The following is a 13,317-nucleotide window of genomic DNA, read 5'->3' as shown; positions in this document are numbered from 1 at the left end:
GGCTGCATTTCCTGCATATGTCACATGCGCCGGCGCGCTTTGTGTTCGTCTCGGCTTTCCGCTATTTCTCGCGGAGGCTGGCGTAATCCGTCTCGCCGCCGATACTGCTCGATATGCAAAGGCCCCGTCTTCATGTCCAGAACGCCCAGAACCGTCGAACGCGATGTCCAGGATCAACCCCAGGCGCTGTCGATTGTTCTGGACCGAATGTTCAGCGAGGGACGAATGGCGCTCGAAGGTGCGCGCGCGACAGTGTTGAGCGGCCGTCCGGTGATCGTCACCGGCATGGGCGCGTCTTTCCATGTCGCTGTTCCACTCGTTTATCACCTCTCCGCCATGGGCGTGAACGCCAATCTCATCGAGACGGGTGAACTTGTCCGACATCGCTTGCTGCTCTGCCGCAATGCCGTGGTGGTCGTTATTTCTCAGTCCGGCGAAACCAACGAAACGGTCGAACTCCTGGACGCGATGACGGAGCTCAACGCCATCACCATCGGCGTCACCAATGAGGAACCGGGCGCGCTGGCCCGACGCGCCCATCTGCCGCTGATCGTCGGCAGCCCGCGCGACACGGTCTTCGCCGTGCAGACCTATATGGGCGCCATGGCGGTGCTGTTGTCGCTGTCAGGGCGCCCCGGTTTGCTGGAGCGTGGCGATTTCGAGCCGGCGCTGCAGGCGGTGCAGGCGCTGGTGTCGGCTCCGATGGAAAACGACTTTCCCGCAGCCGGCGGTCCGCTCTATATCCTCGGACGCGGACCTTCCGTCGGCTCCGCCCGCGCCGCCGCGCTCTGGTTCCATGAGTTCGCGCGGATGTCGGCGACGCCCATGACCGGCGGCATCTTCCGACATGGTCCGATTGAGGCGATGGGCGCCGGCTTTCAGGTCATCGGATTTGCTCCCAAGGATATCGATCTTGCCTCCAATCTCGCCCTTGCCGCGGATATTCGCGGAGCCGGCGGAGCCGTCCGGCTGATCGGTCCCGACAGGGACTGGTCCTATCCGGAGATTGCCTCGCTGCTTGCGCCGCTGGTCGAAATCGTGCCTGCACAGCGTGCAGCCGTCGCCGCAGCCCGATCTCGTGGCGCGCCCCTCGGCGAGACGCGCTTCCGCTGACGCGTCATCGACCGGGTGTGAGCCCCGGAAATTTTTACTTGCGCCGCCTCCGGCGCCCGGCGTTAATGACGCTCTCCTACGTGAATCGGGATCCTGCGAGGCCGTCGTGAACAAGACCGTTTTGTCCGGCGTGGCGCTGACTGTTTTCGCCTATTTCCTGTTTTCCATGCAGGATGCGTCGGTCAAGCTTCTGGCTGCGGGCCTCCCGATCGCCCAGATCCTGTTCGTGCGCAGCGTGGTGATCCTGGCTCTGTGTCTCGCAGTCGGCGGCAAAAGCCTGCCGACGGCAATGGTCCGGTCGCCGGTGCTCGTGCCGATGTTGTCGCGCAACGTGTTGCTGCTTCTCGCCTGGCTGACCTTCTACACCGCCTCGCGCGATCTCGGGCTCGCGCAACTGACCACGATCTATTACGCCTCGCCCGTCATCGTCACGCTGCTCGCCGCGCCGATCTTGAAGGAGCGCGTGCCGCCCCTGCGCTGGTTGGCGGTCGCCGTGGGCTTCGGGGGCGTCTTGCTGGCAAGCGATCCCTTCGCCGCTGGCCTGGGGCTGTCGCGCCCGATCGCGCTCGCGCTGTCGGCTGCGGTGTTCTGGGCTCTTTCGGCGATTTTGCTGCGCAAGACGGCGATGGCGGAACGCACGCTGGTGCAGATGGCGATCTCCAGCGGCTTTTTCATCTTGATGACCGGCACCGCCTGCCTGTTTCTCTGGATGCCGGTGAAGCCCGGTCTTCTAGCGCTTATGGCGGGGGTCGGCGTCTTTACCGGCGTGGCGCAATTCGCTTATTTCGAAAGTATCCGCCGCGCGCCCGTCTCGCTCTTGGCTCCGTTCGAATACACCTCGCTCATCTGGGCTTTCATTCTGGGTTACGTCATCTGGGGCGATCAGCCGAATTTGAACGTCTTCGGCGGGGCGGCCCTCATCATGATAGCGGGAGTGCTGGCGCTGCTGTCAGAGCGCGGCAAGACGGTCGTGGCGGAGAGCCAGGCCTGACTGTCAGTCGGCCAACTCCTCCTCGATGACGTCCTTGGCGATGGAGAGATAGGCTTTGATCTGATCCTTCATCACGACTGTCATATCGGTGGCAGGAGGCATTTCATAAATGCAAAGCCGAATGCCGGCAAAGACGAGCGTGGAATGCATGCTCCAGATCAGTTCATATTCCCGTTCGGTCGGGGAGCGGTCTCGGACCGAGGGAAATCCATAGTGCTGCCGCGCGCCTTCGACGATCTCGCGAAACAGCAAATTTTTGAATTTTGTGAGATAGGCCTGCGCGAAAGTGGGGTCGTTCAGAGAAAGGAACATAAAAGCGCGAAACCATCGCGACTTGTAGATCGTCGGGAGATAGTAACTGTAAAAGGCTTCCAGTCGTTGCGGAAACGGTGTCGCGGAGTCCACCAGAATTTCCCGCCATCGCGTCTCCCAGTGTCCGTTCTGGATCACATCAGAAATTGCCGACAGGAGATCGACTTTGGTGGGAAAGTAGCGGTGAACAAGAGGTTGGGTCACCTGAACTCTGTCCGCCAATTCTTGGACGGTGATTGCCATACCCTTCACCGAGTAGATATCGATCGCGGCTTCCAGGAGCTCATGCCGGCGCTCATGAGCCGGAAGATTGCGTCTCTGACCGGATGGGTTTGGCTTCTTTGTCATTAACTTCGTCATACACCCAGCTTTATATGGAATTACCAAAAGGAAATTCATTTGTGGTTAAATGACGATGACGATGATTTCAATCTGTGAAATTCATTGCGACAATTTGAGGTGTCGCCAGACTAGTCCCGAACCAAGAGCAAAATATGCTCTTTAAGAGCATGGAATATGGGTTTCAAATACAACATTTATAACCCGTTTTCGGGGGATACAACGTCTTGGTGCTTTGATCGAGATCGATGTTGCGGATGGTTTCCCACGATTGATTGGAAAATCATTCCGTGAGTACACGGCGAAAACATTCGAAATCGAATGGTTTTTTGACAATGTGCGTCCTTTTGTCGCATGTAAAATCACTTTTGTAGCGATCCCCGACGACTCTGAGAATTTGCCAGAAAGGCGCCGTTGATTCCATCCGTTCACAGGGTCGCCTGAAATCTTGCGCCAATCGCTGCTCGCGGACGAGCCGGCGCCGGCCCGCGAGCAGTCCATTCAGTTCAGCGCGGCCTTGAGCCGCGGAACATTGCTCAACAGGATCACGTCGAGCGCCAAGACCGCGAGCAGGGTGATGCCGGCGACAGGAAAGATGAAGCTCAGCGCCAGCATAATGACCACGGCGCCTTTCCACATCGGCATTGCATCGGGCAGGGGCGGGGCGCCGAGCCGGAAGCTGCCGCCCGGACGACGTTTCCACCACATAACCACGCCGGACACGGCGATTGCGATGATGGCGAAGCAGAAGAACGCGTTCAGCGCGATGTTCCACCATCCCAACTGGCCCTCATGCAGCGCGATTCCAACAGCCATCGCCTTGCCCGGAACCGAATAATCCGCGTAGTCGACCGTCGCCAGGACTCGGCCAGTATATTGGTCGATATGCACGGTCTTGTCGGACGTCGGATCGAGGCTGTCATAGCTCATCGAATCCCGGCTCAACGTCCAGACGCCGGTGGCGTCAGCTGGCGCATTGACCTGGAAACGTCCATCAAAGCCGATTGTACGGGCATAGGAAACAATGTTTTGCAAGACGATCGGAAGGCCTTCCGGCAGGCCGGCGGCGCCGGAGCTTCCATCCGACATTGGCATAGGAGTCTGCTCGAGAGCCCAGGGGACGTCCTTTTCCGCGCCATGGTTCATCTCGGCATGGGTCTTGTCGGACAGAGGCACATTGTCCCATTTCGCAGCCGGAAAGGTGCTCCAGGCCTGTACAAATTTACCGCCCCAGACGCCCGCCCAGGAAAGGCCTGAGATTAGAAAGAACAGCAGGATGATCGACATCCAGAAGCCGGTCGTCACATGAAGTGACTTCCAGAAGGCCCGTCCGCGAGCCGCAAGATTGATCACCAGCACATCGCGCCAGCTCTGCCGGTTTCGCGGCCACCACAGATAAAGGCCGGTTACCAGAAGGATGATGCCGAGCGAGGCCGCAATCTCGATCAGCAAATCGCCGAAGCCGCCATTGCCGCCGATCATCAACTCACCATGGATTGATGTTGCGAATTCGTTCCACGTGCCGTCCTGCGCGCGGTCCTGCACCACCTTGCCCGTATACGGGTCGAGCGCGATCATGCGGTTGCCGCCTTCGAGATTGACCTGGAAAAGCGCGGGATTGGCGGGGCCGTAAGGCGCGACATATTTGCCGATGCTGCCTTCCGGATAGGTTTGCAGCGCCGCCTTGGCCTGATCGGTGATGCTGAGCGCCTTTTCGCCGACCGGAATGGCGATGCGGTCGCCATATTCGGGTGCGACCGTGGTGAACCACAGGATGATCAGGCCGGTGACGGCGAGCATGATCAGGAATGGGACCACATAAAGACCCGCATAGAAATGCCATCTCCAGGCGGCGAAATAGAATTTTTGCGCGATGGCCCGATCCTTGGGCGGCGCGCTGTCGAGCGTTCCAACTGTCATGATGTCCCCTTTGGTTTAGACGAAGAACAAGAGCGCGCTTAGGGCGTGGTGCCGCCGGCGGCGCGTTCCAGAGCAGGTTGATTGAGGATGGTGATGCGTTCGGGCCTGTCGAAAGCGATCAGACCCGTGCGCTTGAAAGCGTTGAGCGTCCGGCTGATGGTTTCGATCGTCAGACCCAGCCAGTCGGCGAGGTCGGCGCGCGTCGGATAGAGAATGAAGGTGGCCCGCGACGGCCGGGAAGGTCGGTCGCGGGGCGCGAACTGCCGCGCGAGATCGAGGACTGCCGTCGCCACCCGTTCCGCCGCCGTCTTGCGCCCGAGCAACAGCGCATGCGCCTGCATGCGCGCCAGCATCAGGCGGCCCTGTGAGACATAGGCGTCGCTTGGCATGTCGACGGGCATGACCGAGCTGTAGGTAAGCGACTCGGCCCGGCAATCCGCGCCGATCGAGAAGACGCGGCCGGGCCCGACAATGTCGGAGATCTGCCGCCTTCCGTCCGGGAGATAATGCGAGAGGGCGAGACAGCCGCTTTCGACGGTTAGCAATTCCGCAGACGGTTCGATCGAGAGCGTCTGGCGCGGCTCCAGAAACTGGTTGTGTTTGGTGGACGCGCGAAGGCGCCGGGGAACAGGGCTTGCGCCCGGGATGGCGATGGAGAGCAAATGCATGGCTTCATCCGGCCTGGGATGCCGGAACGTCAGATTAACTCGCGTCGCCGGATCCGGATCTCAGAAATCGGCGCGAAAGCGCGCCGGGCTCAAACGAGATCGGATCGTGCAGGCGGTCCGCGCGGAGAGGCGGAGGGGGGCAGGAGCAGACGTTGAAGCGCCTCGTCCCAAGCATAGATTACCGGTTCGAGATCCGGCCGCGGGACGTATACGGCTTTTTCGACGCTGGGAAGATGGATGCTCGCAGACAGGCGACACGCATCGCATCCTCGGTCGGATGCGTGCTTCTTGGCTCCATCCTCGTCATCGCCGTAGCAGATATCGGCTATGGAGCCGTCGGGCAGCGCATAAGCGAAGCCTGGAACGGGGTCTGCCGCAAAGGACGGCGCAGGCTTGTGCGCAAAGCCGAGCATGACGAGCAGCAGCGCGCAAAAAAGGCGCAGAAGCTTTCTACCCATACCCGACGTCATGAAATCAACCTGTGCTGGAACGAATTTATGCCGACTATAGCACAAAATTTACATTTGCAACCGGTGCAGGCCGTACCGATCAGGTCAGATGGACGCAGGCCCCGCCAATCCAGGTCGAGGTCAGATGCGTGGCGTCAGCGCTCAAGATCACAAAATCCGCATCAAATCCCTCGGCGATCCGCCCCTTGCGATCTTGAACCCCCATGACCTCGGCCGGATAGACGCTCGCCATTTTAGCCGCCTCTTCCAAGGGCAGCCCGATCACCTCGATCAGGAAGCGGACGGAAGAGAACATGTCGATATCTGCGCCGGCCAGCGTGCCGTCGGCGAGCGTCAGCTTGCCGTCGGTTCGATAGATCTGTCGGCCGTTCAGGGTAAAGCCGGTCAGATCGGTGCCGATCGTCGACATCGCGTCGGTCACGACGAAGATATGCCCGGGGCCGCGTTTGGCCCGCAGCGCCGCCGCCATCGAGCCCTTGTGGACGTGAAAGCCATCGGCGATGATCCCGGCATTGAGCGCGCCGATATCGAGCGCCGCGCCGACCAGTCCGGGGCTGCGATTTTCCATCTGGCTCATGGCGTTGAAGAGATGCGTCGCGCAACGCGCGCCCGCTGCCGCATACTGCCCCGCCGTCTCGTAGCTGGCATTGGTGTGGCCAAGGCTGACCGTGTAGCCCGCTGCCTTCAGTCGCCTCACCTGATCTTCCGTGACATTCTCGGGCGCCACCGTAATCATGATCGCGTCGAAACGGCGACCGACCGCTTCGAGCCGTGTCAGATCCTCCTCGGTCATCGGGCGGATGAGGTTCGGGTCATGGGCGCCTTTGCGTGCGGTCGACAGATGCGGTCCCTCGAGGTGCAGGCCGAGAAAGCCCGGAACATGCTCCGCCTTGGCCTGCAAGCCGGCCTCAATGGCGGCGGCGGTGATCGCGGGCGTATCGGTGATCAGGGTCGGCAATAGCGCCGTCGTGCCGAAACGCGCATGCGCCGCGCAGATCCGGCGGATTCCCTCGACGCTCTGGTCGTCGTTGAACATCACCCCGCCGCCGCCATTGACCTGGAGATCGATGAAGCCGGGGACGATCACCCCGCCCTGAATGTCGGTGCGTTCCGCTTGGGCTGGCCCCCTGTCGGAAGGGCAGAAACCTTCGAAACGCCCGTCACGGATCAGAAGGGTTTCGTCCTCGCGCCAATGCTCGCCGTCGAAGATCCGGCCGTTGTCGATCGCGATCAGGGCCATCAATGCGTCTCCGTCACTTTCTTGAGCGCCGCCGGCGCATCCGGATTAAAACCGCGCGACCGGGAAAACGCCTCGACGAAACCATAGAAGGGGATGATCAGCGCCAGCGCGTCGGTGAGCGGATGACCGGTGCGAACCGCAGGCAGTTGCGAGGCTGCGTCCGCGCCGTCGCCGGTCACGAAAGCCGCCGCTCCTTTGCGCGCCAGGTCGTCCAGGGTCGCGATGGTCGAGGCGGTGGCGGCGTCGCGGGAAGCGAAGCCGACGACCGGAAATTTCCTGCCGACCAGCGCCACCGGTCCATGCAGCACTTCCGCGCTGGAATAGGCTTCGGCGTGAATCTCGGACGTTTCCTTGAATTTCAGCGCTGCTTCCGAGGCGATCGCGAGCGCCGGTCCCCGGCCGAGCATATAGAGCGAATCAGCCCCTTCGAGCGCCGCCTGCAGCGGGCTCCAGTCCAGGGACAATGCTTGGTTCAACGTGTCCGGCAGGTCGCTGACGGCGCGGGCGAGGTCGACATCATCGGTCCATTCGCCGAGAATGGCGAGACCCGCCACGATCGAGCTGACATAGGATTTGGTCGCGGCGACCGCGAGTTCGGGCCCGGCCTGAATGTCGATGGCGTGGTCTGCGGCGTCAGACAAAGGCGAGGGCAGGGTGTTGGTCAGCGCGATCGTCACCGCTCCGGCGTCCCGCGCCGATTTGGTCATGGCGACGATGTCGGGGCTCTTGCCGGACTGCGACACCGCGATCGCCGCCGCGCCGTTCAGGCGCAACGACTTGCCATAGATCGAGGCGAGCGAGGGGCCGATCGAGGCCACGGCGCGGCCGGCATATTGCTCCACCGCATATTTCAGAAAATGGCAGGCATGGTCGGATGAACCGCGGGCGATGGTGACCAGGAAGGCCGGATCTGTTGCCTTCAGCGCCTGCCCGGCGGCGCGCAGGCTCGGACCCTGCCGGTCGAGAAGCCGGGAAACCGCGGTGGGGATCTCGTTGATTTCCTGGCGCATATGGGTCGTCATTGGGGTCATCCTGTACTGGGGCTCACGCGTCGGTGAGCGTCATTTCTGCGACGAAGTCATAGGCGTCGCCGCGATAGAGGGAGCGGGTGAATTCCACCACCCGCCCCGAAGCGAGATAGGAGAGGCGTTCGATGGCCAAACCGGCGGAGCCTTCCGGCACGCCCAGAAGGCCGGCTTCTTCGCGTCCGACATTCACCGCCCAGATGCGCTGCACGGCCCGCGCCGGACTGGCGTTCAACCGCTGGAGTTCGGCATAGAGCGACGTGGTGACCATCATCGGATCGGGCAGAATGTCTGAAGACAGGCAGGCGCGTTCGATGGCGAGCGGCAATTCGTTGGCGATGCGCAGGCGGGCGAGCCGCGCCACCATCATGTCCACCTTGAGCCCGAGCTTCATCATCTCGTCGGGCGATGGATGGAAGAGACCGCGCTCCAGCCATTCCGACCGGGTGGAATAGCCGCGTCGCGCCATGTCTTCGGAAAAGGATGTGAGCCGCGACAGCGGCTGCTGCATGCGGGCCACCGGCTTCATCACGAAAGTGCCCGAGCCATGCTTGCGGCTGAGCAGTCCGTCGCGCACCAATTCGTCCACCGCCTTGCGCACAGTGACGCGGCTGACCTGGGCATATTCGGCGAGATCGCGTTCGGGCGGCAGAGCCTGGCCATGGGCGAGGCGGCCTTCATGGATGGCCTCTTCCAGCCACTGCCGCAGCTTGACATAGAGCGGGCCGGAGCCTTCGCTTTGCAGCGCCCCGAGCGGCAGGAGATCTGCGAGTGGCTCACCCATGCATCGCCTCCGTCTGGAACCGCCGGACAGCCAGAGCCACGGCCCCCGTCAACGCATCCGCCTGGGGTTCGATGAGGCGGGACCGATGGCGGGGCGCGAGATGATCGGCGTAAAGAGCGGCGAGGCCGCCGAGCAGCGCCAGTCGACCGCCCCCGCTGATCTCCGCCTGCCGGTCGAGGCCGGCGTCGATCTGGGCGGCTGCCGCGGTCAGGAGCCGGGATGCGGTCTCGTCCCCCAGTTTGGCGAATTCGAAGATGCGCGGCGCAAAGCGGCCGAACTCACCCGGGCTGGCTTTCTTGGCGAAGGCCACCATGCGCGGCGGATTATGGTCGAACTCCGTGAGGATGGAGGTCGTCAGCGGCGAAGCGGGCGCAATGCCGTCATAGGCGAGCAGCGCCTCTTGCAGGGCCGCGTGTCCGAGACGGGCGCCGGAGCCGAAGTCGCCAATCACGAAGCCCCAGCCGCCGAGATAGCGAATGTCCATTCCCAGTCGCGTGATGAAGATGCTGCCGGTGCCGAGAATGGCCACCGAGCCGTCGCCTTCGCCGAGCGCGCCTTCGAGCGCGATCAGTCCGTCGGAATCGATCACCGAGCGGGCGAAGGGAAGGCGCGAAGAGACGGCGATCACCGCGTCTTCGACATTGTTGCCGGCGAGGCCGAGAAAGGCCGAGGCCTCCGTCAGTTCGCTTTCGCTCAGTCCGGCGCTGGCGAAAGCTTCGCGGCTGGCGTTGGAGATGCTGGCGAGCGCGATGTCGGCGGAGGTCATGATATTGGCGGAGCCGCTCTTGCCCATGCCGAGAATGCGGCCCGTCGCATCGGCGACCGCCGCGCGGCAACTCGTGCCGCCCCCGTCAATTCCAACGAAATATCTGGCCATTGAACGCCTCCTGATCAGACAATACCAAAAAAATACCAATATCCAAGCGGCATCGGCAAAAAAATCCAGGAAGAAAAATTAACCAATCTATTCAACATCAAGATCGTGTGGATAGGCGTGGTTGGATCACGAAATTTTACCTTTCGTAAATTCCTGCTGGACAATTGGTATTTTGTTGGCATTAATTGCCGGCACTGAGGAGACAGGTTGCATGGCTGAGCGGAAGACAGAGGCGCTGCATGAGAGGGCGAAGGGGATCGACATCCTCGCGCCGCTCGACGCGCTGTCGCTTCTCGCCGCCGCGCAGGCCGAAGCCGCCAAGGCTCCCGCCGCGGCCGCACAGGCGATCGCCGCTGCGGCGCGCCTGGCTGCGGATGCGCTGAATAGCGGTCACCGTCTCGTTTACGCCGGCGCCGGTAGTTCCGGGCTGATGGCCATGGCCGATGCGCTCGAACTGCCCGGCACCTTCGGCATTCCGCGCGACCGGATCGCCGTGCTTCTGGCCGGCGGCGCAGACAGCCTGCTCAATCTGGCCGGCGCGCCGGAAGACGATCTCGACGCCGCCCGCGCCGACGCCCGACGGGAGATTTCCGTCGGCGACTGCGTGATCTGCGTGTCGGCGAGCGGCTCCACCCCCTATACGTTGGCCCTGGCCGAAGAGGCCAGGTCTCTGGGCGCGCGCATCGTCTCGATCGCCAACAACGCCGGCACGCCGCTGCTTGCGCTCGCCGATGTGGCCATCCTTCTGGAGACGCCGCCGGAAATGGTGTCCGGCTCCACTCGCATGGGCGCCGGCACTGCGCAAAAGATCGCGCTCAACATGTTTTCGACGCTGATGGCGATCCATCTCGGCCATGTCCATGACGGGCGCATGGTGAACCTGTTCGCCGACAACAGCAAATTGCGCCAGCGCGCCGCCGGCATTGTTGCGGCGATCGCGGATGTCGGCGCCGATGACGCCGCACGCGCCATCGAGGCGGCCGATGGCGCGGTTAAGACCGCGATCGTGCTGGCCGCGGGCGCGCAAGACAAATCTGAAGCCGAGGCGATCTTGAGCAGGACAAGCGCAAATGTGCGCGCCGCGCTCAAGCTCCTCGGTCGTGTTTGAAACTGGGTTCAAAAACGCCATAGTGGCGTCAACAAGAGGGAGAACAACATGACCCGCACCACAATCAAGGCTCTGCTCCTGAGCGCGAGCATCCTCGGCTATGCCGGGGCGGCCAGCGCCGAGGACGTCACGCTCACCATCGAGAGCTGGCGCAACGACGACCTGGCGATCTGGAAGGACAAGCTCATTCCGGCTTTCGAGGCCAAGCATCCCGGCATCAAGGTGGTCTTCTCGCCGATGGCCCCGACCGAGTACAACTCGGCCATCAACGCCAAGCTGGAATCCGGTTCCGCCGGCGACCTGATCACCTGCCGCCCGTTCGACGCCTCGCTCGATCTCTACAAGAAGGGCTATCTCGCCGACATCACCAAGAATGCCGGCATGGAGAACTTCTCCGACGTCGCCAAGTCCGCCTGGACCACGGATGACGGCGCCGCCACCTTCTGCGTGCCGATGGCCTCGGTCATCCATGGCTTCATCTACAACAAGGACGCCTTCGACCAGCTCGGCATCACCCCGCCGAAGACCGAGGACGAATTCTTCGCCGCGCTCGAAAAGATCAAGGCCGACGGCAACTACATCCCGATGGCCATGGGCACCAAGGATCTCTGGGAAGCCGCGACCATGGGCTACCAGAATATCGGCCCGAACTACTGGAAGGGCGAAGAAGGCCGTCTCGCGCTGATCAAGGGCGAGCAGAAGCTGACCGACGCCCAGTGGGTCGAGCCCTACAAGACGCTCGCCAAGTGGAAGCCTTATCTCGGCGACGGCTTCGAAGCCCAGACCTATCCGGACAGCCAGAACCTGTTCACGCTCGGCCGCGCCGCCATCTATCCGGCCGGCTCCTGGGAAATCGGCGGCTTCAACACCCAGGCCCAGTTCAAGATGGGCGCTTTCCCGCCGCCGGTGAAGAAGGACGGAGACAAGTGCTACATCTCCGACCACACCGACATCGCCGTCGGTCTGAACGCCAAGTCCGCACATGCTGAACAGGCCAAGACCTTCCTGACCTGGGTCGCCTCGCCGGAATTCGCAGATCTCTACGCCAATTCGCTGCCGGGCTTCTTCAGCCTCAACAAGACGGCGGTGAAGATGCAGGATCCGCTCGCGCAGGAATTCGTCTCCTGGCGTGAAAAGTGCTCTTCGACCATCCGCTCGACCTACCAGATCCTGTCGCGCGGCACGCCCAACCTCGAAAACGAGACCTGGGTCGAATCTGCCAACGTGATCAACGGCACCGATACGCCTGAGGTCGCAGCCGAGAAGCTCCAGAAGGGCCTCGACAGCTGGTACAAGCCCGCAAAGTAAATAGCAAAGAGACGGCGGTTTTCGCCGCCGCCTCTTGATCTGCGAACATGCCCTCATCCGGCTGCCGCCACCTTCTCCCCGCGCCTGCGGGGCGAAGGCTGATGGAGCGCCCGCCTTGCCACATCCTCCTTCTCCCCGCCAGCGGGGAGAAGGTCCCGGCAGGGGGATGAGGGGCCATCGCCGCCTTCCACATCTTCTCTTTACCTGGACGAGCCAAATGGACGTCGACACACTTCCCGAAGCCGCGCCGCGCCGGCCCGTCCGCTGGCATATCGCCGTTTTCCTGTTGCCGGCGGTGCTGGTCTATACGGCGGTGATGATCATTCCGCTCGCGAGCACGCTGTGGCTCTCCTTCTTCAACGAAGTCGACGGCCAGAAGACATTTGTCGGCCTCGGCAATTTCGCCACCCTGTTCGGCGAGCCCAAATGGTCCGACGGCTTCTGGAACGCGCTGAAGAACAACGTCATCTTCTTCATCATCCATATGCTGGTGCAGAACCCCATTGGCGTGGCGCTGGCCGCGCTGCTGTCGATCCCCAAGCTCAGATTCGCGAGCTTCTACCGCACCGCCATTTTCATGCCGACGCTTTTGTCCTTCGTGATCGTCGGCTTCATCTGGAAGCTCATTCTTTCGCCGATCTGGGGCGTGACGCCTTTCCTTCTCGACACCGTCGGCCTGAAATTCCTGTTCGGCCCCTGGCTCGGCAAGCCCAATTCCGCGCTCATCGCCGTATCCCTGATCTCGGTCTGGCAATATGTCGGCATCCCGATGATGCTGATCTATGCGGCCCTGCTCAACATTTCCGATGAAGTGATCGAGGCGGCCGAACTCGACGGGATCACCGGCTTCAGCCAGTTCTGGAAGATCAAGCTGCCGCTGATCCTGCCGTCGATCGGCATCATTTCGATCCTGACCTTCGTCGGCAATTTCAACGCCTTCGACCTGATCTACACCGTGCAGGGCGCGCTCGCCGGGCCGGATGGATCGACCGACATTCTCGGCACTCTGCTCTACCGCACCTTCTTCGGCTTCCAGCTGCAGCTCGGCGACCGATCGATGGGCGCGACCATCGCCACGGTGATGTTCCTGATCATTCTCGCCGGCGTCGCCTTCTATCTCTTCGCCATCCAGCGCCGCATGCGCCGCTACCAGTTCTGAGGA

Annotated in this window: 13 protein-coding genes; 5 read left to right on the top strand and 8 right to left on the bottom strand. The window is 62.2% G+C overall.

Annotated features, from left to right (window positions below; translation table 11 throughout):
* The first annotated feature begins 132 nt into the window (after positions 1-132).
* Positions 133-1,113, top strand: coding sequence for an SIS domain-containing protein (locus tag E8Q41_RS17220; protein ID WP_170976523.1), 981 nt, complete (start codon positions 133-135; stop codon positions 1,111-1,113).
* A gap of 106 nt (positions 1,114-1,219) precedes the next feature.
* Positions 1,220-2,104, top strand: a complete 885-nt coding sequence (locus E8Q41_RS17215; RefSeq protein ID WP_137156789.1) for a DMT family transporter — start codon at positions 1,220-1,222, stop codon at positions 2,102-2,104.
* A gap of 3 nt (positions 2,105-2,107) precedes the next feature.
* Here E8Q41_RS17215 and E8Q41_RS17210 read toward each other — a convergent pair whose 3' ends face one another.
* The 8 genes from E8Q41_RS17210 to E8Q41_RS17175 all read right to left on the bottom strand — a co-directional run bounded on the left by E8Q41_RS17210 (position 2,108) and on the right by E8Q41_RS17175 (position 9,739).
* Positions 2,108-2,764, bottom strand: coding sequence for a helix-turn-helix domain-containing protein (locus tag E8Q41_RS17210; protein ID WP_170976522.1), 657 nt, complete (start codon positions 2,762-2,764; stop codon positions 2,108-2,110).
* A 492-nt stretch (positions 2,765-3,256) separates the two neighbouring features.
* Complete coding sequence (locus E8Q41_RS17205; RefSeq protein ID WP_137156787.1) at positions 3,257-4,675, bottom strand: PepSY domain-containing protein; 1,419 nt, start codon at positions 4,673-4,675, stop codon at positions 3,257-3,259.
* A 38-nt stretch (positions 4,676-4,713) separates the two neighbouring features.
* Positions 4,714-5,343, bottom strand: a complete 630-nt coding sequence (locus E8Q41_RS17200; protein WP_137156786.1) for a helix-turn-helix domain-containing protein — start codon at positions 5,341-5,343, stop codon at positions 4,714-4,716.
* A gap of 89 nt (positions 5,344-5,432) precedes the next feature.
* The gene (locus E8Q41_RS17195) at positions 5,433-5,801 is read right to left on the bottom strand and encodes a hypothetical protein (protein WP_137156785.1); all 369 of its coding nucleotides are present in this window, start codon (positions 5,799-5,801) and stop codon (positions 5,433-5,435) included.
* A 91-nt stretch (positions 5,802-5,892) separates the two neighbouring features.
* On the bottom strand, positions 5,893-7,053 hold the full coding sequence (nagA, locus tag E8Q41_RS17190) for an N-acetylglucosamine-6-phosphate deacetylase (protein ID WP_137156784.1): 1,161 nt from the start codon (positions 7,051-7,053) through the stop codon (positions 5,893-5,895).
* On the bottom strand, positions 7,053-8,075 hold the full coding sequence (locus E8Q41_RS17185; RefSeq protein ID WP_137156783.1) for an SIS domain-containing protein: 1,023 nt from the start codon (positions 8,073-8,075) through the stop codon (positions 7,053-7,055). The genes nagA and E8Q41_RS17185 overlap by 1 nt, the downstream gene beginning before the upstream one ends.
* A 22-nt stretch (positions 8,076-8,097) precedes the next feature.
* Positions 8,098-8,862, bottom strand: a complete 765-nt coding sequence (locus E8Q41_RS17180) for a GntR family transcriptional regulator (protein ID WP_137156782.1) — start codon at positions 8,860-8,862, stop codon at positions 8,098-8,100.
* The gene (locus E8Q41_RS17175; RefSeq protein WP_137156781.1) at positions 8,855-9,739 is read right to left on the bottom strand and encodes a BadF/BadG/BcrA/BcrD ATPase family protein; all 885 of its coding nucleotides are present in this window, start codon (positions 9,737-9,739) and stop codon (positions 8,855-8,857) included. The genes E8Q41_RS17180 and E8Q41_RS17175 overlap by 8 nt, the downstream gene beginning before the upstream one ends.
* Before the next feature lie 211 nt (positions 9,740-9,950).
* On the opposite strand from E8Q41_RS17175, the gene E8Q41_RS17170 reads away from it, so the two are divergent.
* The 3 genes from E8Q41_RS17170 (at position 9,951) to E8Q41_RS17160 (ending at position 13,314) form a co-directional block, all read left to right on the top strand.
* The gene (locus E8Q41_RS17170) at positions 9,951-10,847 is read left to right on the top strand and encodes an N-acetylmuramic acid 6-phosphate etherase (RefSeq protein WP_137156780.1); all 897 of its coding nucleotides are present in this window, start codon (positions 9,951-9,953) and stop codon (positions 10,845-10,847) included.
* A 48-nt stretch (positions 10,848-10,895) separates the two neighbouring features.
* Positions 10,896-12,155: an ABC transporter substrate-binding protein gene (locus tag E8Q41_RS17165; protein WP_137156779.1), complete on the top strand. Its 1,260-nt coding sequence runs from the start codon at positions 10,896-10,898 to the stop codon at positions 12,153-12,155.
* A 217-nt stretch (positions 12,156-12,372) separates the two neighbouring features.
* Entirely contained in the window at positions 12,373-13,314 is a 942-nt protein-coding gene (locus tag E8Q41_RS17160) for a sugar ABC transporter permease (protein ID WP_137156778.1), read from the top strand.
* Positions 13,315-13,317: the final 3 nt, after the last annotated feature.

Origin of the sequence: Rhizobium sp. FKL33, assembly GCF_005222915.1 — a bacterium.
Lineage (GTDB): Bacteria > Pseudomonadota > Alphaproteobacteria > Rhizobiales > Rhizobiaceae > Rhizobium_E.
Note: the sequence above shows the minus strand (reverse complement) of the source record. Positions and strands in the feature narration are given on the sequence as shown.

Excerpts from the sequence above, each read along its gene's own strand:
- E8Q41_RS17175 (WP_137156781.1), bottom strand. The coding sequence starts at position 9,739 with ATGGCCAGATATTTCGTTGGAATTGACGGGGGCGGCACGAGTTGCCGC.
- E8Q41_RS17200 (WP_137156786.1), bottom strand. The coding sequence starts at position 5,343 with ATGCATTTGCTCTCCATCGCCATCCCGGGCGCAAGCCCTGTTCCCCGG.
- E8Q41_RS17195 (WP_137156785.1), bottom strand. The coding sequence starts at position 5,801 with ATGGGTAGAAAGCTTCTGCGCCTTTTTTGCGCGCTGCTGCTCGTCATG.
- E8Q41_RS17185 (WP_137156783.1), bottom strand. The coding sequence starts at position 8,075 with ATGACGACCCATATGCGCCAGGAAATCAACGAGATCCCCACCGCGGTT.
- nagA (WP_137156784.1), bottom strand. The coding sequence starts at position 7,053 with ATGGCCCTGATCGCGATCGACAACGGCCGGATCTTCGACGGCGAGCAT.
- E8Q41_RS17220 (WP_170976523.1), top strand. The coding sequence starts at position 133 with ATGTCCAGAACGCCCAGAACCGTCGAACGCGATGTCCAGGATCAACCC.
- E8Q41_RS17205 (WP_137156787.1), bottom strand. The coding sequence starts at position 4,675 with ATGACAGTTGGAACGCTCGACAGCGCGCCGCCCAAGGATCGGGCCATC.
- E8Q41_RS17180 (WP_137156782.1), bottom strand. The coding sequence starts at position 8,862 with ATGGGTGAGCCACTCGCAGATCTCCTGCCGCTCGGGGCGCTGCAAAGC.
- E8Q41_RS17170 (WP_137156780.1), top strand. The coding sequence starts at position 9,951 with ATGGCTGAGCGGAAGACAGAGGCGCTGCATGAGAGGGCGAAGGGGATC.
- E8Q41_RS17210 (WP_170976522.1), bottom strand. The coding sequence starts at position 2,764 with ATGACAAAGAAGCCAAACCCATCCGGTCAGAGACGCAATCTTCCGGCT.
- E8Q41_RS17165 (WP_137156779.1), top strand. The coding sequence starts at position 10,896 with ATGACCCGCACCACAATCAAGGCTCTGCTCCTGAGCGCGAGCATCCTC.
- E8Q41_RS17160 (WP_137156778.1), top strand. The coding sequence starts at position 12,373 with ATGGACGTCGACACACTTCCCGAAGCCGCGCCGCGCCGGCCCGTCCGC.